Annotated in this window: 15 protein-coding genes and 1 riboswitch; of the genes, 7 read left to right on the forward strand and 8 right to left on the reverse strand. The window is 68.3% G+C overall.

Going from position 1 to position 20111, the window contains the following annotated elements; genetic code table 11:
- The first annotated feature begins 85 nt into the window (after nt 1-85).
- The 7 genes from gndA (at nt 86) to AC3B6C_RS20835 (ending at nt 10058) form a co-directional block, all read left to right on the forward strand.
- On the forward strand, nt 86-1543 hold the full coding sequence (gndA, locus tag AC3B6C_RS20805; protein ID WP_488373981.1) for an NADP-dependent phosphogluconate dehydrogenase: 1458 nt from the start codon (nt 86-88) through the stop codon (nt 1541-1543).
- Between the two features lie 15 nt (nt 1544-1558).
- A complete protein-coding gene (gene guaB1 / locus AC3B6C_RS20810; protein WP_488373982.1) occupies nt 1559-2992 on the forward strand; it encodes a GMP reductase in 1434 nt (477 codons plus the stop codon).
- A 1-nt stretch (nt 2993) separates the two neighbouring features.
- On the forward strand, nt 2994-4442 hold the full coding sequence (locus tag AC3B6C_RS20815; RefSeq protein ID WP_488373983.1) for a hemolysin family protein: 1449 nt from the start codon (nt 2994-2996) through the stop codon (nt 4440-4442).
- Entirely contained in the window at nt 4435-5508 is a 1074-nt protein-coding gene (locus AC3B6C_RS20820) for a hemolysin family protein (protein WP_488373984.1), read from the forward strand. The genes AC3B6C_RS20815 and AC3B6C_RS20820 overlap by 8 nt, the downstream gene beginning before the upstream one ends.
- Nucleotides 5509-5513: 5 nt before the next feature.
- Nucleotides 5514-6416 carry a 3-methyladenine DNA glycosylase gene (locus tag AC3B6C_RS20825; RefSeq protein WP_488373986.1) on the forward strand — a complete coding sequence of 301 codons (903 nt, stop codon included), beginning with the start codon at nt 5514-5516 and terminating at the stop codon, nt 6414-6416.
- Between the two features lie 73 nt (nt 6417-6489).
- Nucleotides 6490-8682, forward strand: a complete 2193-nt coding sequence (locus AC3B6C_RS20830; protein WP_488373987.1) for a malate synthase G — start codon at nt 6490-6492, stop codon at nt 8680-8682.
- Between the two features lie 140 nt (nt 8683-8822).
- On the forward strand, nt 8823-10058 hold the full coding sequence (locus AC3B6C_RS20835; protein ID WP_488373988.1) for a hypothetical protein: 1236 nt from the start codon (nt 8823-8825) through the stop codon (nt 10056-10058).
- Nucleotides 10059-10152: 94 nt separating this feature from the next.
- Here the strand turns inward: AC3B6C_RS20835 and gcvP are convergent, their stop codons facing one another.
- From gcvP to secA2, 8 genes are all read right to left on the reverse strand, one after another.
- Nucleotides 10153-13062: an aminomethyl-transferring glycine dehydrogenase gene (gene gcvP, locus AC3B6C_RS20840; RefSeq protein ID WP_488373989.1), complete on the reverse strand. Its 2910-nt coding sequence runs from the start codon at nt 13060-13062 to the stop codon at nt 10153-10155.
- A gap of 173 nt (nt 13063-13235) precedes the next feature.
- Nucleotides 13236-13337: riboswitch (glycine riboswitch) on the reverse strand.
- A gap of 29 nt (nt 13338-13366) precedes the next feature.
- Entirely contained in the window at nt 13367-14011 is a 645-nt protein-coding gene (locus AC3B6C_RS20845) for a MerR family transcriptional regulator (protein ID WP_010843809.1), read from the reverse strand.
- A gap of 297 nt (nt 14012-14308) precedes the next feature.
- Entirely contained in the window at nt 14309-14821 is a 513-nt protein-coding gene (locus AC3B6C_RS20850) for a bifunctional nuclease family protein (protein WP_010843808.1), read from the reverse strand.
- Between the two features lie 163 nt (nt 14822-14984).
- On the reverse strand, nt 14985-15707 hold the full coding sequence (gene ftsR, locus AC3B6C_RS20855) for a transcriptional regulator FtsR (protein ID WP_010843807.1): 723 nt from the start codon (nt 15705-15707) through the stop codon (nt 14985-14987).
- A 5-nt stretch (nt 15708-15712) separates the two neighbouring features.
- Nucleotides 15713-16210 (reverse strand): glycogen accumulation regulator GarA, encoded by a 498-nt coding sequence (gene garA, locus AC3B6C_RS20860; RefSeq protein ID WP_010843806.1) that lies wholly within the window; start codon nt 16208-16210, stop codon nt 15713-15715.
- A 273-nt stretch (nt 16211-16483) separates the two neighbouring features.
- Nucleotides 16484-16888, reverse strand: a complete 405-nt coding sequence (gene gcvH / locus AC3B6C_RS20865; RefSeq protein ID WP_010843805.1) for a glycine cleavage system protein GcvH — start codon at nt 16886-16888, stop codon at nt 16484-16486.
- Nucleotides 16889-16909: 21 nt separating this feature from the next.
- The gene (locus AC3B6C_RS20870) at nt 16910-17539 is read right to left on the reverse strand and encodes a CDP-alcohol phosphatidyltransferase family protein (RefSeq protein ID WP_010843804.1); all 630 of its coding nucleotides are present in this window, start codon (nt 17537-17539) and stop codon (nt 16910-16912) included.
- Entirely contained in the window at nt 17536-20007 is a 2472-nt protein-coding gene (gene secA2, locus AC3B6C_RS20875) for an accessory Sec system translocase SecA2 (RefSeq protein WP_488373990.1), read from the reverse strand. Before secA2 ends, AC3B6C_RS20870 begins: the two co-directional genes overlap by 4 nt.
- Nucleotides 20008-20111 lie beyond the last annotated feature (104 nt).

Here is a 20111-nt window from a genome sequence, read left to right on the forward strand (position 1 = left end):
ACAGCCGACTCCCGACAGCAATCGGACCGCGGTCACACGTGGAGGCAGATCGCCGGTTCGGACACGGAGGCAATAGGCTGTCGGCATGAACAACGTCGACTCATCGTCTCCCTCCGCGAAGGCCCAGATCGGTGTCACCGGCCTGGCCGTCATGGGTTCGAACATCGCACGCAACTTCGCCCGGCACGGGTACACCGTCGCGCTGCACAACCGCAGCATCGCCAAGACCGACGCGCTGCTCGAGAACCACGGCGGTGACGGTGATTTCATCCGCACCGAGACAGTCGCCGAGTTCGTGGCCGCCCTCGAGCGTCCGCGCCGGGTGCTGATCATGGTGAAGGCGGGCGACGCCACCGACGCGGTGATCGAAGAGCTCGCCGACGCGATGGAGCCCGGCGACATCATCATCGACGGCGGCAACGCCCTCTACACCGACACCATCCGGCGCGAGGCCGCGATGTCGGCCCGCGGACTCAACTTCGTCGGCGCCGGGATCTCCGGTGGCGAAGAGGGTGCGCTCAACGGCCCGTCGATCATGCCGGGCGGTCCCGTCGAGTCCTACGAGTCCCTCGGGCCGCTCCTCGAGTCGATCGCCGCCCAGGTCGACGGCGAGCCGTGCTGTACCCACATCGGCCCCGACGGCAGCGGCCACTTCGTCAAGATGGTGCACAACGGCATCGAGTACGCCGACATGCAGCTGATCGGCGAGGCCTACGACCTCATGCGCAAAGCCCTGGACATGCCTGTCTCGGAGATCGCCGACGTCTTCCGCGACTGGAACACCACCGAACTCGAGAGCTACCTGATCGAGATCACCGCGGAGGTCCTCAGCCAGGTCGACGACGAGACCGGCAAGCCGCTCGTGGATGTCATCGTCGACGCCGCGGGCCAGAAGGGCACCGGCCGCTGGACCGTGAAGTCCGCGCTCGATCTGGGCATCCCGACGACCGGCATCGCCGAAGCCGTGTTCGCCCGCGCCCTGTCGAGCGCCACCGACCAGCGCGTCGCCGCTCGCGGTCTGTCGGCGGGGAATCTCGGCTCGGCCCCCACCGACCGCGAGACCTTCGTCAACGACATCAAGACCGCCCTGTACGCCTCGAAGGTCGTCGCCTACGCCCAGGGCTTCGATCAGATCGCCGCCGGCAGCGCCGAATACGGCTGGGACGTCGACCGCGGGGCACTTGCCACCATCTGGCGCGGCGGCTGCATCATCCGGGCGCAGTTCCTCAACCGCATCCGCGAGGCCTACCACGACGATCCGGCACTCCCGAGCCTGCTGCTCGCGCCGTACTTCCGCGAGGCCGTCGAGGTCGGCATCGACAGCTGGCGCCGGGTGGTTTCGACCGCGACCCTCCTCGGTATCCCGGTGCCGGCCTTCGCGTCGTCGCTGTCGTACTACGACGGTCTGCGCGCCGAACGCCTGCCCGCCGCACTGACCCAGGGCCTGCGCGACTACTTCGGCGCGCACACCTACCAGCGCATCGACAAAGAAGGCACGTTCCACACCCTGTGGAGCGGGGACCGCTCGGAAGTGACCGAATAGGAGCCTGCGAACTCAGTGCGATTCATCGAAGGCCACCGGCCGACACACGATCTGACGTACGACGATCTGTTCATCGTCCCGGGCAGGTCGGACGTCAGTTCGCGCTTCGACGTCGACTTGTCGACCTCGGACGGCAGCGGGACCACGATTCCGCTGGTCGTGGCGAACATGACGGCGGTCGCGGGCAAGCGGATGGCCGAGACGGTGGCCCGCCGCGGTGGGCTCGTGGTGCTCCCCCAGGACCTGCCCATCGAGGCGGTGTCCGCGTCCATCCAGTACGTGAAGTCGCGGCATCTGGTCGCCGACACCCCGGTCATCCTCGACCCGGGGGCGTCGGTGACCGACGCGGTCGCGTTGATCCCGAAGCGTGCGCACGGGGTGGCCGTCGTGGTCGAGGACGGCCGACCGGTGGGTGTCGTAACCGAGAAGCGGTGCCGCGACGTCGACCGGTTCGCACGGGTGCGCGAGGTCGCCGACCCCGACATCGTGACGCTGCCCGTCGACACCCCGCCCCGCGAGGTCTTCGACGCACTCGGTGATCTGCACCTCGGCCTGGCCGTGCTCGTCGAACCCGACGGCCGGCTCGCCGGGGTCCTCAACCGCGTGGGGGCCCTGCGGCACGCGATCTACTCGCCGAACGTCGACTCCGCCGGCGCGCTGCGCATCGCAGCGGCCGTCGGCATCAACGGCGATGTCGTGGGCAAGGCTCGTGCGCTGGTCGCGGCGGGTGCCGACCTGCTGGTCATCGACACCGCGCACGGTCACCAGGAGAAGATGCTCACCGCGCTCTCCGCGGTCGCCGACGCCGACCTCGGCGTCCCGATCGCCGCCGGAAACGTCGTGTCCGCCGAGGGCACCCTCGATCTCATCAGCGCGGGGGCATCGATCATCAAGGTCGGAGTCGGCCCGGGGGCGATGTGCACGACGCGGATGATGACCGGCGTCGGGCGCCCGCAGTTCTCGGCCGTCGCCGAATGCGCCTCGGTCGCCGCGGGGCACGGTGCGGCCGTGTGGGCCGACGGCGGCGTTCGACACCCGCGCGATGTGGCGCTGGCCTTGGCGGCCGGCGCGTCGAACGTCATGGTCGGCTCCTGGTTCGCCGGTACGCACGAGTCGCCGGGCGACCTTCTCGAGGACGCGCGGGGCCCCTACAAGGTCAGCTTCGGGATGGCCTCGAAGCGGGCCGTCGCCGCGCGGTCCAGCGGCGACAGCACCTACGACCGCGCACGCAAGAGCCTGTTCGAGGAGGGCATCTCGAGTTCGCGGATCCGCCTCGACCCGGAGCGTCCCGGCGTCGAGGACCTCATCGATCACATCTGCGCCGGTGTCCGCAGCACGGCGACCTACACGGGCGCCCGAAATCTGCGCGAGCTGCACGACAAGGTGGTGCTGGGGATCCAGTCGCCCGCCGGTTTCGCCGAAGGACGGCCCCTGCCGGGCGGGTGGTGACGTGGAGATCCTGCTCCTGATCGCGAGTCTCGTCGGGTTCATCGCGCTGACCCTGGGAACGGCCCTGTTCGTGGCGGCCGAGTTCTCGCTGACCGCGCTGGAGCGTTCGACCATCACCGCCGACGTCGCCGATCGCGGGGACCGGCGTGCGCGGATGGTGCAGCGCGCGCACTCCACCCTCTCGTTCCAGCTCTCCGGCGCCCAGCTCGGTATCACCATCACGACGCTGATCACCGGCTACATCGCCGAACCGGTCCTCGCCCGGATCCTCCGGCCGCCGCTGAACGCACTGGGGGTCGGCGAGGCGGTTGCCTCGGCGACGTCGCTGATCCTCGCGCTGGTCATCGCGACGTCACTGTCGATGGTGCTCGGCGAGCTGATCCCGAAGAACCTGGCGATCTCGAAGCCGCTGGCGGTGGCACGAGCCACCGCGGGCCCGATGACGGTGTTCTCCGCGGTGTTCCGCTGGGCGATCGACGGACTCAACGGCGCGGCGAACTGGATCGTGCGCCGGCTGGGCATCGAACCGACCGACGAGCTGGCCTCGGCGCGGTCGCCTCAGGAACTCGTGTCGCTCGTGCGGAACTCGGCACGTCGCGGCGCTCTGGACGAGCAGACCGCAACCCTCGTCGACCGGTCACTGCGCTTCGGCGAGCTCACCGCGGAAGACCTGATGACCCCCCGCGTCACGATCGATTGTCTCGACCGCGCCGACACCGTCCGCGACCTGGTCATGGCATCGTCGCGGACCGGTCACTCGCGTTTCCCCGTCGTGATCGACGGCGACCTCGACGACCTCGTCGGGGTCGTGCACATCAAGCAGGCGTTCACCGTTCCGCCGGAACGGCAGGCCACCACGTCGGTCACCTCGATCGCCCGGCCGGTCCCTCGCGTGCCGGCCAGCCTGGACGGCGACGCGCTGATGGAGCGGATCCGCGCCGACGGCATGGAACTGTGCGTGGTGATCGACGAATACGGGGGCACCGCCGGGATCGTCACCACCGAGGACCTCATCGAGGAGATCCTCGGCGATGTCACCGACGAGCACGACGACGAACGCGCCGACGTGGCCGTCGACGGCAACGGTTTCCTGTGCGCCGGGCTGTTGCGGATCGACGAGCTGTACGACGCCACCGGCTACCACGCACCCGATGGTCCGTACGACACGCTGGGCGGGCTCGTCATGTACTGCCTGGGTCGCATTCCCACCGTCGACGACGTGGTGGACCTGCCGCGCCGCTCACCCGGCGGCGAGACCGACGACGACAGCAGCCAATCGCCTGATCGCGGCCCGGACGTCGCCTGGCGTGCGACCGTGACACAGATGGACGGGCGCCGGGTCGATGTCGTCGCCATCCGGCCCGCGCCCGCGGACCAGGACGACGTACAAGGGGCCGCCGGCCAGGACATCCACACGCCGACAACTCAGGAGGAGGACCCACATGGGTGATCTGTGGGCGGTCGGACTGACCGTCGTCCTCCTCGCCGGCAACGCGTTCTTCGTGGGTGCCGAGTTCTCCCTGATCTCGGCACGACGCGACCGCCTCGAAGCACTCGCCGAGAGCGGTAAGACCCGTGCGCGCACCGTGATCTACGCCGGCCAGCGGCTGTCGCTCATGTTGGCGGGTGCACAACTCGGCATCACGATCTGCTCCATCCTGCTCGGCCGCGTCGGCGAGCCCGCGGTCGCGCATCTCATCGAGGCGCCGCTGCATCTCGCGCACGTTCCCGACGCCCTGCTGCACCCCATCTCGTTCGCCATCGCGCTGTCGCTCGTCGTGGTGTTGCACATCCTGCTGGGTGAGATGGTGCCGAAGAACATCGCACTCGCAGGTCCGGAGACGTCGGCGATGCTGCTCGTACCGGCGCACCTGCTGTTCATCCGCCTGGTCCGGCCGCTGATCGCCTTCTACAACTGGACGGCGAACATCTCGCTGCGACTGCTCCGCGTGGAGCCGAAGGACGAACTGGAGTCGACGGTGTCGCTGGGCGAGCTGGCCGAGATGGTCGGCGAGTCCAAGCAGGAGGGCCTCCTCGATGCCGAGGAGCACGAACGCCTCACCCGCGCCCTGCTATCCGTCGGCCGCACGGTATCCGAGGTGATGATCCCGCTGGAACAGATGCGCAGTGTCGGCGTGCAGGTGTCCGGCACCGGCGGCATCGGGCCCACGCTGGGCGCCGTGGAGAAGGCGGTCACCGAGACCGGATTCTCCCGGTTCCCCGTCCGCGGGCCCGACGGCACCTTCACCGGTTACCTGCACCTCAAGGACGTGCTCGACGAGATCCTGGACGAGCACATCGGACCGGACACCATCATCGGCGTCGACAAGATACGGCCGCTGCCGGTGATCGATTCGACCACGCCACTCGACGAGGCCACCGGCGTGCTGCGTCGTTCCAGTTCGCACCTGGGCGCCGTGGTCGACGACAGCGGCCGCACCATCGGCATCGTTCCCCTCGCCGATCTGGTGGAGGAATTCGTCGGCAACGTCCGCGACGAGACCCATCGGGTGTGAGTGCGATGGCGAGCACGCGACTGACCTCCCCGGGCACGGTTCGCGACGCCACCCTCCTCACCGGCGGGGCCTGGCGATCCCGGCGCGACGCGCATCGTCGGGCGGTCGACGACCTGATCGGCCCCTACCTCGACGCTCGGCGGCGCGGTGCGCGGCATCCGGTGATCGACTTCCTTTTCACCTACTACTCGTCACGCCCGGCGCACGTACTGCGCTGGCATCCCGGCTTCGGCGTGACCCTCGAGGAGGGTGAGGAATTCCTCGGTCTGCGCGGTTACGAGCAGACCGAGGCCGGCGTGCACGTCGGCGAGTTCTACCTCCGGAGCCGGGCCGACGCACTCGCAGCGGCCGTCGACATGCTCGGCGCCACCGCCCGGCGGCCCGCCCGGCTGGGGTGTTTCGGCCTGCACGAGTGGGCGATGGTCTATCGCACCGACCACACCCGGCACGACATGCCGTTACGTCTGGGAACGGCCGGGACGGACGCGGTCGTCGAGTCCATGCCGTTGCGGTGCACGCATTTCGACGCCTTCCGGTTCTTCACCGATCCGGCGCGGCCGCACAACGACACCATGCTGACCCGGGCGTCCCAGATCGAGCACGAGCAACCGGGGTGCCTGCACGCGACCATGGACCTCTACCGGTACTGCTTCACTCTCGCGCCGCTCGTGCCGTCGGACCTGACGCTCGACTGCTTCGCGCTCGCCCTGAGGGCACGTGACCTCGACATGCGCGCGAGTCCCTACGATCTCAGCGATCTCGGGTATTCACCGGTCCGAATCGAGACACCCGCGGGCCGCGCCGAGTACGTCCGCGAGCAATCGGCGATCGCCGAACGCGGAGCGACCCTGCGGTCCCGGCTGTTCGACCTGTGTACGGAGCTCGCGGAGCGCGCACACCACTCGTGACGGGAGGCGCCTGCCGAGCGCCGTTACCGACGAGTAGCATGTATGCGTCGTCATTCGCTCGAGAAAGGCTGCCATGTCTGACCGGATCACCGTCAACGGGTTGCAGGTCGCCACCGTCCTGCACGACTTCATCAACAACGAGGCGTTGCCCGGTTCCGGTGTAGATGCGGATGCCTTCTGGGCCGGCGCGGCATCGGTGATCGCCGATCTCGCCCCGCGCAACCGCGAGCTGCTCGCCGTCCGCGACGAACTGCAGACCAAGCTCGACGCCTGGCACCGTGACCACAAGGATGCCGATCTCACCCCCGGCACCGCCGACTTCGACGAGTACACCTCGTACCTCACCGAAATCGGTTACCTCGCCGAGGTCCCGGCCGACTTCCAGATCACCACGTCGAACGTCGACCGCGAGATCGCCGACACCGCAGGTCCGCAGCTCGTGGTCCCGATCCTCAACGCGCGCTTCGCGCTCAACGCCTCGAACGCACGGTGGGGCTCGCTCTACGACGCGCTCTACGGCACCGACGCGATCCCCGAGTCCGACGGAGCCGAGAAGGGTTCGTCCTACAACAAGGTCCGCGGTGACAAGGTCATCGCCTACGCCAAGGACTTCCTCGACAAAGCCGTGCCGCTCGAACAGTGCAGCTACACCGACGTGCGTGCGTTCGCGGTCGTCGACGGCGCACTGCAGGTGATGCTCGACGGCGACAAGACCTCGACCCTCGCCGATCCGACCGCGTTCGTCGGATACCGGGGCGACGCCGACTCGCCGACCTCGATCCTGCTGCGCAACAACGGACTACACCTCGACATCGAGATCGATCCGTCCTCTCCCATCGGCTCCACCGACCCGGCCGGCGTCAAGGATGTCGTCGTCGAGTCCGCCATCACCACGATCATGGACTTCGAGGACTCGGTCGCCGCGGTCGACGCCGAGGACAAGGTGATCGGTTACCGCAACTGGCTGGGCCTCAACAAGGGCGATCTCGCCGAAGAGGTCTCCAAGGGCGGCAAGACCTTCACCCGTGTGCTCAACGGCGACCGCGAGTACACCGCCCCGGACGGCACCACGTTCGATCTGCACGGTCGGTCGCTGCTCTTCGTCCGCAACGTCGGACATCTGATGACCAACGACGCCATCCTCGACGCCGACGGCAACGAGGTCCCCGAAGGCATCCTCGACGGCCTGATCACCTCGCTGATCGGCATCCACGGAATGAGCGACCAGGGACTGCAGAACTCGCGGAGCGGCTCGGTCTACATCGTGAAGCCGAAGATGCACGGTCCCGACGAGGTCGCCTTCACCGTCGAGCTGTTCGGCCGCGTGGAGAAGGTCCTCGGCCTGCCGGAGAACACACTCAAGGTCGGCATCATGGACGAGGAGCGCCGCACGACGGTGAACCTCAAGGCGTGCATCAAGGCCGCCCAGGAGCGCGTCGTGTTCATCAACACCGGCTTCCTCGACCGCACCGGCGACGAGATCCACACCTCCATGGAGGCCGGGCCGATGGTCCGCAAGGCCGAGATGAAGCAGCAGACCTGGATCGGTGCGTACGAGAACTTCAACGTCGACACGGGCCTGCACGCCGGCCTGCAGCACAAGGCACAGATCGGCAAGGGCATGTGGGCCATGCCCGACCTGATGGCCGACATGCTCGAGCAGAAGATCGGGCATCCCAAGGCCGGCGCCACCACCGCGTGGGTGCCGTCGCCGACGGCCGCGACGCTGCATGCGCTGCACTACCACCTCGTCGACGTCTTCGAGCGCCAGGACGAGATCGCCAAGCGCGATCCCGCCCGGGTCGAGGACGTCCTCACCATCCCGCTCGCGCCGAAGACCGACTGGTCCGACGAGGAGAAGCAGCAGGAACTCGACAACAACTGCCAGTCCATCCTCGGCTACGTGGTGCGCTGGATCGACCAGGGTGTCGGCTGTTCCAAGGTGCCCGACATCCACGACGTCGCGCTCATGGAAGACCGTGCGACCCTGCGGATCTCGAGCCAGCTGCTGGCGAACTGGCTGCGTCACGGCATCGTCGGCGAGTCCGACATCGTGGCCTCGCTCGAGCGGATGGCCCCCGTGGTCGACCGTCAGAACGCCGGCGACCCGACCTACCGTCCGCTGGCGCCGGACTTCGACTCCAACATCGCCTTCCAGGCGGCCAAGGAACTGATCCTCGAGGGCACGACGCAGCCGAGCGGCTACACCGAGCCGATCCTGCACCGGCGGCGCCGCGAGTACAAGGCGGCCAACCCGGCGGGTTGAGCGACCGCGTTCCGACATAGGCGATACGACCGTGCCGATCCACCGAGGATCGGCACGGCGTATCGTCGTACCCTGCACTGCGCACCGGGTCGCCACGGCCGACCGGGCGAGGGTCGCACCGAGCAGGGAGGGCATCGGCGTTGGCACATCACCGGAGTAGCGGCGGGGAGAGCATCCGCAGCCGCGGCGTGAGCCGAGGTGTCGTCGCCACCCTCTTGTCGGTCCTGCTCGTCGCGGCCGTCGTCGTCACGTGGCAGGACCTCGGCGATCAGATCGATCGGCAGGCCGACGAAGCCGCCGCCCAATGTGTCGAGGGTCGCGAGTCGGTCCCGATCATCGCCGATCCCGACATCGCGCCGGGGCTGGCCGCGGTCGCCAAAAACTTCGGGGAGACCAATCCGGTCGTGCGCGACAAGTGCGTCACCGTCGACGTCCGTCCGGGCGACGCGAAGATCACGCTCGACGGCTTGTCGGGGTCATGGGACACCGAGTCGATGGGCGCCTATCCCGCCGCCTGGGTGCCGCAGTCGTCGGTGTGGTCGGCAGATCTGGCGGCGGCGAAGCCGGATGCGATCGAGGGCAACACCCGCTCCCTGGTCTCGACACCGGTCGTGCTGGCCGTGTCTCCCGAACTCAACGGCGCCCTGGCCGGGCGACTCGACTGGTCTCAGATCCCCACCCTGCAGCGGCGGGACAACTCGCTCACCGACTTCGGCCTCCAGGGCTGGGGGTCGCTGCGGATGGCGATGCCGATCGGGGCGCAGTCCGACGCCAGCGCGCTGGCCGCCCAGGCGGTCGCGACGCGTGTCACCCGGACCACCGGGCCGCTGACCACCGCCGACGCCCAGTCGCCGCGGGTGAGTTCCAGCGTGCGCGCCATGCTCGAGGGCGCCCCCCTCTCTCCGGACGGGACGCCACAGGGCGCGGCGACGGTCATCGCCGACGCGCCGGACGCGGCGCGGGCCCGCATCCACGTCGTTCCCATCACCGAACAGCGCCTGTTCCAGATGACCCGCGGCGACGACCGCGCGCGGCTGGCGGAACTGATCCCGTCCGGTCCGACGCCGATCGCCGACTACCCGGTGGTCCGGCTGTCCGGTCCCGCGGTGACCGACTCGGCGACCGATGCCGTTGCCGAGTTCATCGAGTTCGCCTCGGAGCCGGAGCAACTCCGGTTGCTCACCGAGCTCGGTTTCCGCGGCGACGCCCCGATGCCCGCGCCGACCTCGACCGTGACGTTCCCGCGGACTCCGGATCCGATGCCCACGCCCGAGAACGGCGCAATCGTCGCCATCAACCGGCTGGTCTACGGACCGGCCAGCGTCCCGGCGAGCTCGACCGCGTCGACGGTGCCGTCGGGAACCGCGGGCGGCTAGCGCACCGGCCCCGGTCGCTTCGACACGGCTCGTCGCTGCGCTCCTCACCTGCTCAACGAGCAGTAGGGAACGTTCGTCGCTGCAAGCGACCAGGTCAGTTGCTGTAGGCCTCGATGGGCGGGCAGCTGCACACCAGGTTGCGGTCGCCGTAGACCCCGTCGATCCGCCGGACGGCCGGCCACACCTTCGCCCGGCCACCCGCGGACGGGAGGCCCTGCGGGTAGACGGCGAGTTCCCGGGAGTACGGATGATCCCACTCGCCTACCAGCGACTCCGCCGTGTGCGGCGCGCCGCGGAGCGGGTTGTCGTCGACGGGCCACTCCCCTCGTCCGACGAGTTCGATCTCGCCCCGGATCGCGATCATCGCGTCGCAGAACGCGTCGATCTCGTCGAGGTTCTCGCTCTCCGTGGGCTCGACCATCAGGGTGCCCGCCACCGGGAAGCTCATGGTCGGAGCGTGGAAACCGTAGTCGGCGAGCCGTTTTGCCACGTCGTCGACAGTGACTCCGGTGGCCTTCGTGATGGCCCGGAGGTCGAGGATGCACTCGTGGGCGACGAAGCCGTCCTCGCCGGTGTACAGCACCGGGTAGTGCTCACCGAGCCGCTTGGCGACGTAGTTGGCGGCGGTGATCGCCGTCAGCGTCGCACGCCGCAGGCCGTCCGCACCCATCATCGCGATGTAGGCGTAGGTGATCGGCAGGATCGCCGCCGATCCGTACGGGGCGGCGGCGATGGTCGCCGAGCCGGGCAATTCGTCGGCGAGCGGGTGCCCGGGGAGGAAGGGCGCGAGATGCTCCCGGACCGCGACCGGCCCGACGCCCGGTCCGCCGCCGCCGTGCGGGATGCAGAAGGTCTTGTGCAGGTTCAGGTGACTGACGTCGCCACCGAAGTGGCCCGGTCGAGCGACGCCGACCAGCGCGTTGAGGTTGGCGCCGTCGACGTAGACCTGTCCGCCCGCGTCGTGAACGGCACCGCAGACCTCGCGGACGTCGTGTTCGAAGACTCCGTGCGTCGACGGGTAGGTGATCATGATCGCCGCGACCCGACCGTCGTTGGCGTCGATCTTCGCGCGCAGATCGTCGAGGTCGACGTCGCCGTTGTCGCGGCACCCGACGACCACGACCCGCATGCCCGCCATGACCGCCGACGCGGCATTGGTGCCGTGGGCGCTCGACGGGATCAGGCACACATCCCGGTCGACGTCACCGCGGCTGAGGTGATATCCGCGGATCGCCAGCAGGCCCGCGAACTCGCCCTGCGACCCCGCGTTGGGTTGCAGACTGACACGGTCGTATCCGGTGACCGCCACGAGCCAGCCCTCGAGCGTCGTGATGAGCTCGCGGATTCCCTCGGTGTCGTCGGCCGGCGCGAACGGGTGCAGTTGTGCGAAGCCGGGCCAGGTGATGGGTTCCATCTCCGTGGTGGCATTGAGCTTCATGGTGCAGGACCCGAGTGGGATCATGCTGCGGTCGAGGGCGATGTCCTTGTCCGACAGGGCGCGCAGGTACCGCAGCATCGCGGTCTCGGTGCGATACCGGTTGAACGCCGGGTGGGTGAGGAACTCGCTGGTGCGATTCTCGATCGGCTGCGCGAACGCCCGCGGCGTGACGCCGGCGACCTCGAAGGCCCGCAGCACCGCATCGACGTCTGCGTCGGTCGTCGTCTCGTCGCAGGCGATGCCGATGGAGTCGGAATCGACCCGGCGCAGGTTGATGCCTTCCTGGCGGGCCCGGGCCACGATGGCATCGGCCTGCCCGGGTGCGCGCACCTCGATGGTGTCGAAGAAGTTCGCGTGCGCCACCGCGAATCCGCCGGCCGCCACCGAGTCGGCGAGCCGGGTAGCGGTCGCGTGGGTGCGTCGCGCGATGGCGCGCAAGCCGTCGGCACCGTGGTAGGAGGCGTACATGGCGGCCATCACGGCCAGGAGCACCTGCGCGGTGCAGATGTTGCTCGTGGCCTTCTCACGACGGATGTGCTGTTCCCGGGTCTGCAAGGCGAGCCGGTAGGCCAGATTGTCATCGGCGTCCTTGGAGATACCGACCAGACGACCGGGAAGCTGCCGGGCATGCTTCGATCCGACCGCGAGGTACCCGGCATGCGGCCCACCGAAGCCCATGGGCACACCGAAGCGTTGCGTCGTGCCGAAGCAGACGTCGGCTCCCTGCTCGCCGGGCGGCGTGCGGAGGGTCATCGCCAGCAGATCGGCACCGGCGGCGACGAGCGCTCCGCGGTCGTGCGCCGCGTCGATGATCGCGGTGGCGTCGAGGACGCGACCCGATGCGCCCGGCACCTGGAGGATCACCCCGAAGAACTCCCCGTCGGGCAGTCCGTACCCGGGCAGCTCGGGATGCAGCGACGCCTCGACGACCTCGATGCCCAGCGGCTCGGCGCGAGTGTCGATCACGGCACGGGTCTGCGGGAACAGGTCGGTGTCGACGACCACGCGCGGTGACTTCGACTTACCCGCACGGCGCATGAGCGTCATCGCTTCGGCGGCCGCGGTGGCCTCGTCGAGCATCGAGGCGTTGGCCACCTCCATCCCGGTGAGGTCGGCCACCATGGTCTGGAAGTTGAGCAGCGCCTCGAGACGCCCCTGGCTGATCTCCGGCTGGTAGGGCGTGTACGCGGTGTACCAGGCCGGGTTCTCCAGCACGTTGCGCAGGATGACGCCGGGCGTGTGGGTGCCGTAGTAGCCGAGCCCGATCATCGAGCGGGCAACGGTGTTTCGTGCGGCGAGGTCGCCGAGTTGGGCGAGGACCGCACTCTCGCTGAGCGGCTCGGGCAAGGCGCCGAGCACGTCGGAGTCGAGTTCGTCGGCGATGACCGCGGGGATGACCCGGTGGGCCAGCTCGTCGAGGGAGGCCGCGCCGATCGCCTCGAGCATGCGCCGGGTCTCGTCGGCATCCGGACCGACATGGCGATCGACGAAGGCGGCCGAGACCTGGGCGGCGGCAGCTGTGGCGGGGTCCGGGGCGTCGGACGGGGTCGCATCGGTGATGGACACGGTGGAGGGCACCTCTCGCAGGCGCCGGTGCGCGCACCGGCTTGCTGACCCTCCCCCTCTGTCATGTCGTCGGCCGCAGCCGATGTGACGCCTGAGAGATTCGGTGCCCCGCAGCGTTGCGCGACGACCTTTCACCGTGGGCGGACGACGGATCGTCACTTTCCAGAGACGTCGTCACCACCGCGGTCCTGGGTGCCTGAGAGTTTGACGGGGAGGTGTTGCTCCTTCGGCGGCCGCCGGCATCTCTGCCTTCGGCGCTCTCCCGCAGCGTAGCGACGCGGGCCCAGTCTACGCGGGACGCGGACTAACCGGTGCGACGGGCGCGGTTCTTGCGGCGCGCGGCGAGTTCGTCCTCGGGCGCGGTCTCGCTGACACCGCCGTCGGCCCGCTCTCCGGGGAAATCGGCGATGGTGCCGGTCAGCTCACGCATCGCGCCGCTGACCGCGATACCGAACACTCCCTGCCCGCCTTGCAGCAGGTCGACGACCTCTTCGGCCGACGTGCACTCGTACACCGTCGTGCCGTCGGAGAACAGTGTGATTCTCGCGAGGTCCTCGACACCGCGCTGGCGCAGGTGGTCGACGGCGACGCGGATGTTCTGCAGGGAGATGCCGGTGTCGAGCAGCCGCTTGACGATCTTGAGGACGAGGATGTCCTTGAACGAGTACAGGCGCTGGCTGCCCGAGCCCGCTGCTCCACGGATCGACGGGACGACCAGCGAGGTGCGGGCCCAGTAGTCGAGCTGGCGATAGGTGATACCGGCGATCTGGCACGCGCTCGGTACGCGGTAGCCGACGAGTTCGTCGGGCACGGTGTCGTCCGGGAACAGGCCCGGGGCGATGTCGCCGAGACTGCCCTGGGTCGGGACGGCGTCGACACGCTCGGTCACCGGACGATCGGGTGACTGGTCGCTCGACGTCGTTTCGCTGTCGACCGGACGATCGCCCACTTCTGACTCCCTCGCAAAGCTCGGATCGGACGCCGCACCACAGTGCCTGACGTCCACGTCCACACTACGCGGTCCAGGCTGTTTCCGGTCGGCCGATTCATCTTCATCGGCCCGTGTCCGGTGCTCGATGTCGCTGATGACGCTATGCGGCGGATGACGGAGGATCAACGCGACTCGCCAGCACACTCAACCTCAACTTGAGATCGAGACAAATGGTGACCGGGCGGTGTCCGTTCCGTGATCTGGCCCCCGGCGTCGGAAACGAGCGCGGTCCGTCGCACGGGATGCGCCGACCGGTCAGGCGCCACTCGCCTTGAAGTCGTCCGGGGACACGTTGTCGAGGAACTCCTTGAACTTCTCGACCTCGTCCTCTTTGACCTCGTCGGCCTGCGCCTCGGGGGCCTCGTCGGACTCCTCGTCCGGGATCAGCAGACCCGCCTCGGCGAGCACCTCTTCGTCGGCGATGATCGGGACCTCGGCCCGCATCGCGACCGCGATCGAATCCGACGGCCGCGCCGACACGCGCAGGTCGCCGGTGAAGATCATCTCGGCGTAGAAGGTGCCCTCTTGCATGTCGACGATCCGAACCTCGAGCAGGGTCTGCCCGAACTCCTTGATCAGATTGACGATCAAGTCATGCGTCAAGGGGCGAGGAGGCTCGATCCCCTTCTGCCGCAGGGCGATCGAAGCCGCTTCACTCTGCCCGATCCAGATCGGCAGATAGCGCTCACCCTCCACCTCGCGCAGCAACAACACCGGCTGGCTCTGCGGGGGTTCGACCCTGATGCCCACCACACGCATCTCGCTCATCTCGCACCTCCCAGACGCCTTGTACGGCGCTCGTTTCAGTGATCTCGACGCTACACCGACTGAGTGGACAGCGGCGGCCGACTCGCGGCGGTTTGGGACGATCGTGGCTGTTCAGTCCGGTGCGGCCGGCCGCGACGGGCACCGACCCGCGCACGCCCGGAGATCAGTCCAGCGCGCTCTTGACGGCAGCCTTGACCAACTGCGTGTGCAGGGTCACCGACAACGCGGCGATCTCACGCACGAGTTCTTCGGCACGGTCCCGCGCACCCGTGCCCTTGCCCTTGGCGATCGGGTTGGCGATCTGGGCGACCAGGCCCGCCTCGCGGTCCGCGGACACCTTGAACGCCCGCAGATGACGGGTTTCCAGGCCGTAACTGGCCAGGGCGGCCGCCGCCTCGACGAGCCGTACCGCGTCCTCGTCGAAGAACCCGGCCGGCCCGGCGATCAGCAGCCCGTTGCGCTGGAGTTCGGTCACGAAAGCCGAATCGACTCCGGTCCGTTCGATCAGCGACTCACGGGAGACGCGCCCGGCCCGGGCACCGAAGTCGGTGGCCGGCGCCACGGTCCCGCGGGCCGCGGACAGCACCCGCGTCCCGCCCGGACCGAAGCCGCCGTTCCCGTTGTCGATCGCGTCCAGCTGCTCTTTGATCACCTTGAGCGGGAGGTACCGATCCCGCTGGGCGGTCAGCACGAATCGCAGCCGATCGCAGTCGGCTTGGCTGAACCGCCGATATCCCGACGGTGCCCGTTCCGGGGTCACCAGACCCTCCGACTCCAAGAATCGGATCTTCGAGATCGTGATGTCGGGAAAGTCATCACGCAATTGGGCGAGGACCGTGCCGATCGACATCGATCCTTCGCCGCGGGGGGCCGTGGACGCCGTCACGGGTGTCAGGCGTCTGCTTCGTCGCGGGGACCGCTGAGGAAGACCAGGCGGAACTTGCCGATCTGGACCTCGTCGCCGTTGCTCAGCGACGCGGTGTCGACCGGTTCCCGGTTAACGTAGGTGCCGTTCAGGCTGCCCACATCGACCACCTGAAACTCGTTGTCGCCGAGGCGGAACTCGGCGTGACGGCGGCTGACGGTCACGTCGTCGAGGAAGATGTCGCTGTCGGGGTGCCGGCCGGCCGAGGTCGTCGGCTGGTCGAGGAGGAACCGCGACCCGGCGTTGGGTCCTCGCTTCACGACAAGCAGCGCGGTCCCGGGAGCGAGTCGCTCGACCCCCGTGTCGGCCGGCTCACTCGAGGTGCTGGTCCCGGCATCGAGTTCGTTGATGAACTCCTCCCGGAACACCGATGTGGTCTCCACCGGCGCCTCGAAGTCCCTGTCGTTTTCGCTCACCGCTTCTCCTTCGTCATCGTCAGTGCCAACCGCATAGTCGTCAACCATGTCCTCGGAACAGTCGGAACCGTCCGGGACGATGCCCGTCGGCTCTCGCCGCGATGGCCGGTCGAATCTACATGACTTGTGCGGCCGGGTAGTTCTGGGCGCGAGATCGTGAGCATCGGTGTCACGTCGCGCCCCTCGTTCCCACTGCCGTAACCGTACCGGTCATGCCGATCGCACCGGCGAGCGAGTCGACTCCGGCATCGTCGATCATATCGCTCCGGGAGCCATCAGCCGGGTCGATCGGGGCACCGGCCGCTCACGGCCACCGGGCACTCAGCCCTCGATGACGGCGCGGTAGCCCGCGGCGTCGAGGATCTCGCCCAGATGCTCGTCGAGGATCGCCTCGTCGGCCGCTTCGATCTCGACCAGCCAACCCTCGCCGTACGGGTCGGAGTTGACCAGTTCCGGCGACGCGTCGAGGGCGTCGTTGACCGCCGACACCGTCCCCGCGAGCGGACCGAAGATGTCGGACACGCTCTTGGTCGACTCCACCTCGGCGAACGACTCCCCGACCGTCACCTCCGCACCGCTCTCGGGCAACTGGACGAAGACCACATCGCCCAGGGCGTCCTGTGCGTAATCGGTGATCCCGACGCGCACCGTGGTCGGTCCGAGTCGCTCGATCCACTCGTGCTCCGCGGTGTAACGCAAGGTCTCTGGCACTTTGCTGTCGGTCACGCGAACCCCTTTCGTTCTCGGTCAGACCCTACTGTCTGCCGAGGCGCCTGCCCGGTGACGCGGCGGCATGTGCCGCACCACCAGGATCGTCTGATACCAGTACAGGACGAAGGACCACACATACAGTCCGACACCCCAGATCATGAAGGCCCAACCGATCGGGTATGCGATGGTCCCCACGATCGAATCGAGTTGTCCGGCAAGGAGCCACGGGAAAGCACTCATGAGCGCGAACGTCCCGGCCTTGCCGATGTAGAGCACCGGGAGCGCCAGCACACCGCGCGACCGCAGCAACGGCGCCGAGGCGAACAGGAGGACGTCCCGCGCGATGATCACACCGATCAGCCACCACGGCAAGAAGTCCCGGATGCCGAACGCGATCGGGATGATCACGATGTAGAGCCGGTCGGCGGCCGGATCGAGCAGCGCACCGATCCGCGACGACTGATCGAGCAGCCGCGCGATCTTCCCGTCGGCCCAGTCGGAGAACCCGGAGAACATGAGGACCGCGAAGGCCCACCCGTCCGCCTCCTCGACGAGGAGCAGCCACACGAACACCGGGATGAGAGCGAGCCGTAGCACGCTCAGCGCGTTCGGGACCGTGACGATCCGGTCCGGAGCCGGCGTGGTCGCCGCCTCCGGCTCGGTCACCGGAAGATCCCGATGATGCCCTGCAGTGTTTTCGCCCCGCCTGAGGAGAACAGATTGTCGTGGACCATGTAGGTCCACGTGGTCGTCGAGCGGTGCAGATCCGCGGATCCCAGGTCGACACCCTCGGGCGTGATGTCGGCCTCGCGGAATGTCTCACGCGCCTTTGTGAGAGCCGTACCGGGCAGGTCGGCGAACTCGGCGAGGATCAACCGGTGGAACTCGTCGAGCGGACTCTCCTTGCCCAGTGACCGCAGGTGGATGCTCGCGCGCACGTCGGAGACGAACGCGAGATGGTCGGCCCACGCGCGGTCCAGGTGGTACAGCACGATCTCGCGCGCGGCCTGCGACAGCACTTCTCGGGGTACCGGCGACACCGCCGGGGCCTCGTCGGCGCCGGCATCGGTCGCCGTCGCGTCCGTTCCGGCCACATCCGACACACTCGCCTCGGTCTTGTCGGTCCCGGGCTTGTCGGTCCCGGGCTTGTCGGTCTCTGGCTTGTCGGTCTCTGGCTTGTCCGTCTCGGACTCGGCAGGCGTCTTCTCGCCGGTCAGCTGGGCGTAGCGTTCCGGTTCCAGGTCCGCCAGCTCGTCGAGCGCGGTGTCCGTGGTGAGGATCTGCATCCGTCGCTCCACGATGATGTCGCGCTGCTGGTTCACCAGCTTGTTGTAGCGCCAGGTGTTCGCGTGGAGTTCGAGCATCACGCCCTCGGCAATCCGCTGGGCCTGCTCGATGAGGTCGATGCCCTTGCTGCCCATCGAGCCGTCCTCATTGGGCGACACCGGATCTCGTTTGAACGCGAGGTTCTTGGTGACGACCGGGTCCTCGAGACTCGAGAAGAACACCGACGTTCCCGGATCGCCCTGGCGGCCCGCGCGACCGCGCAGCTGGCTGTCGAGACGTTCGGTGTCGTGCCGGCCCGTTCCGACGACGCACAGCCCGCCGAGTTCGATGACCTCGTCGTGGGCGTCCGCGTCGTCCTTGGAACCGCCGAGGCGGATGTCGGTGCCCCGTCCGGCCATCTGGGTCGACACGGTCACGGCACCCCGTGCGCCGGCCTCGGCGATGATCTTCGCCTCCTCGGCGTCGTTCTTCGCGTTGAGCACCACCGACGGCACCCCGGCCTTGTCCAGGAAGTACGCGAGCTCCTCGGACTCGGCGACGTCGTGGGTGCCGATGAGGACGGGCTGCCCGGTCTCGTGGATCTCCTTGACATAGGCCACGATCGCCTCGACCTTGTTGGCCTTGGTGTCGTAGACGCGGTCGGGCAGATCGGTCCGGACGTTGGGCGTGTTCGGCGGGATCTGAGAGACGCGCAGCTCGTAGAACTGGCGGAACTGTTCACCGGCGGCGAGCGCGGTACCGGTCATGCCGCACACCTTCGGGTAGCGGCCGATAAGCGCCTGCACGGTGATGGTGTCGATGACCTCGCCCGAATCGGTCTGGGCGAGACCTTCCTTGAGCTCGACGGCGGCCTGCACACCGTCGGGCCAGCGCTGCAGCTGCGCCACCCGGCCACGCGAGGCGTTGATGAGGTGCACGCCACCGTCGCGCACGATGTAGTGGATGTCGCGTTCCAGGAGATAATGCGCATGCATCGCGATGCTGACGTGCACGAGGGTCGACCCGACGTGTTCCTCGCTGTAGAGGTTGATCCCGCCGAGCTCTTCCTCCACGAACGCCGCACCCTCGTCGGTGAGGGTGACGTTGCGTCCCTCGGCATCGACCTCGTAGTGCTTGTTCTTCATCCGCGACACGACGTCGTGGATCGCCGCGTCGGGCACCTCGGTCTCGGTCGACCCGGCGAGGACCAGCGGTACGAGCGCCTCGTCGACGAGAACCGAGTCCGCCTCGTCGATGATCGCGACGTCGGGTTTGGGTGACACGAGGTCCGATTCGGACAGCGCGAGCTGGTCGCGCAGGACGTCGAAGCCGATCTCGTTGACCGACCCGTAGGTGACGTCCGCGGCGTATGCGCGTCGGCGTTCCTCGCGGTCGGAGTTCTCCGAGACCGCGTGCACGGTGATGCCGAAGACGTCGAAGAGCGGTTTCATCCACTCGGCGTCGCGAGTCGCCAGGTAGTCGTTGACCGAGATCACATGGACCTGGTGCCCTTGCAGCACATGCCCGATCGCGGCGATCGCCCCGGCGAGTGTCTTGCCCTCGCCGGTGGCCATCTCGACGATGTCGCCCTCCAGGAGTCGGAGGGCACCCTGCAGCTGAACGTCGAAGGGCCGAAGGTCGATGGCACGGTCGGCGGCCTCACGGACCAGGGCGAGGAACTTCGCGCGGTCGGCGGGCTTCTCCGTGATGTCGAGTTTCTCCGCCTCGGCGCTGAACGCGTCGTCGGCGAGTTCGGCGGCCCAGTCGGTGTGGGCTTCGGCGTCCTTGATCACTCCCAACGACTTCGACTGGTTGCGAGTCGATTGGGCGCCCAGAAGTCGCCACATGCTGTTGCTCAGCTTTCCCACCGAAACATTTCTCCTGATCGTTCCCGGTTTCCGTCGCGACCCGCCCCCTCCCGGCGGCCAGGTCAGCAACAACGGTACGCGGCCGCTGGTCGACCGAGGACGCC

This window comes from Gordonia sp. 11cp (assembly GCF_057767225.1).

Coding starts and splice junctions, on each gene's coding strand:
- gndA (WP_488373981.1), top strand. CDS start 86: ATGAACAACGTCGACTCATCGTCTCCCTCCGCGAAGGCCCAGATCGGT.
- garA (WP_010843806.1), bottom strand. CDS start 16,210: ATGGTTGACGACTATGCGGTTGGCACTGACGATGACGAAGGAGAAGCG.
- AC3B6C_RS20830 (WP_488373987.1), top strand. CDS start 6,490: ATGTCTGACCGGATCACCGTCAACGGGTTGCAGGTCGCCACCGTCCTG.
- AC3B6C_RS20820 (WP_488373984.1), top strand. CDS start 4,435: ATGGGTGATCTGTGGGCGGTCGGACTGACCGTCGTCCTCCTCGCCGGC.
- AC3B6C_RS20850 (WP_010843808.1), bottom strand. CDS start 14,821: ATGAGCGAGATGCGTGTGGTGGGCATCAGGGTCGAACCCCCGCAGAGC.
- AC3B6C_RS20825 (WP_488373986.1), top strand. CDS start 5,514: ATGGCGAGCACGCGACTGACCTCCCCGGGCACGGTTCGCGACGCCACC.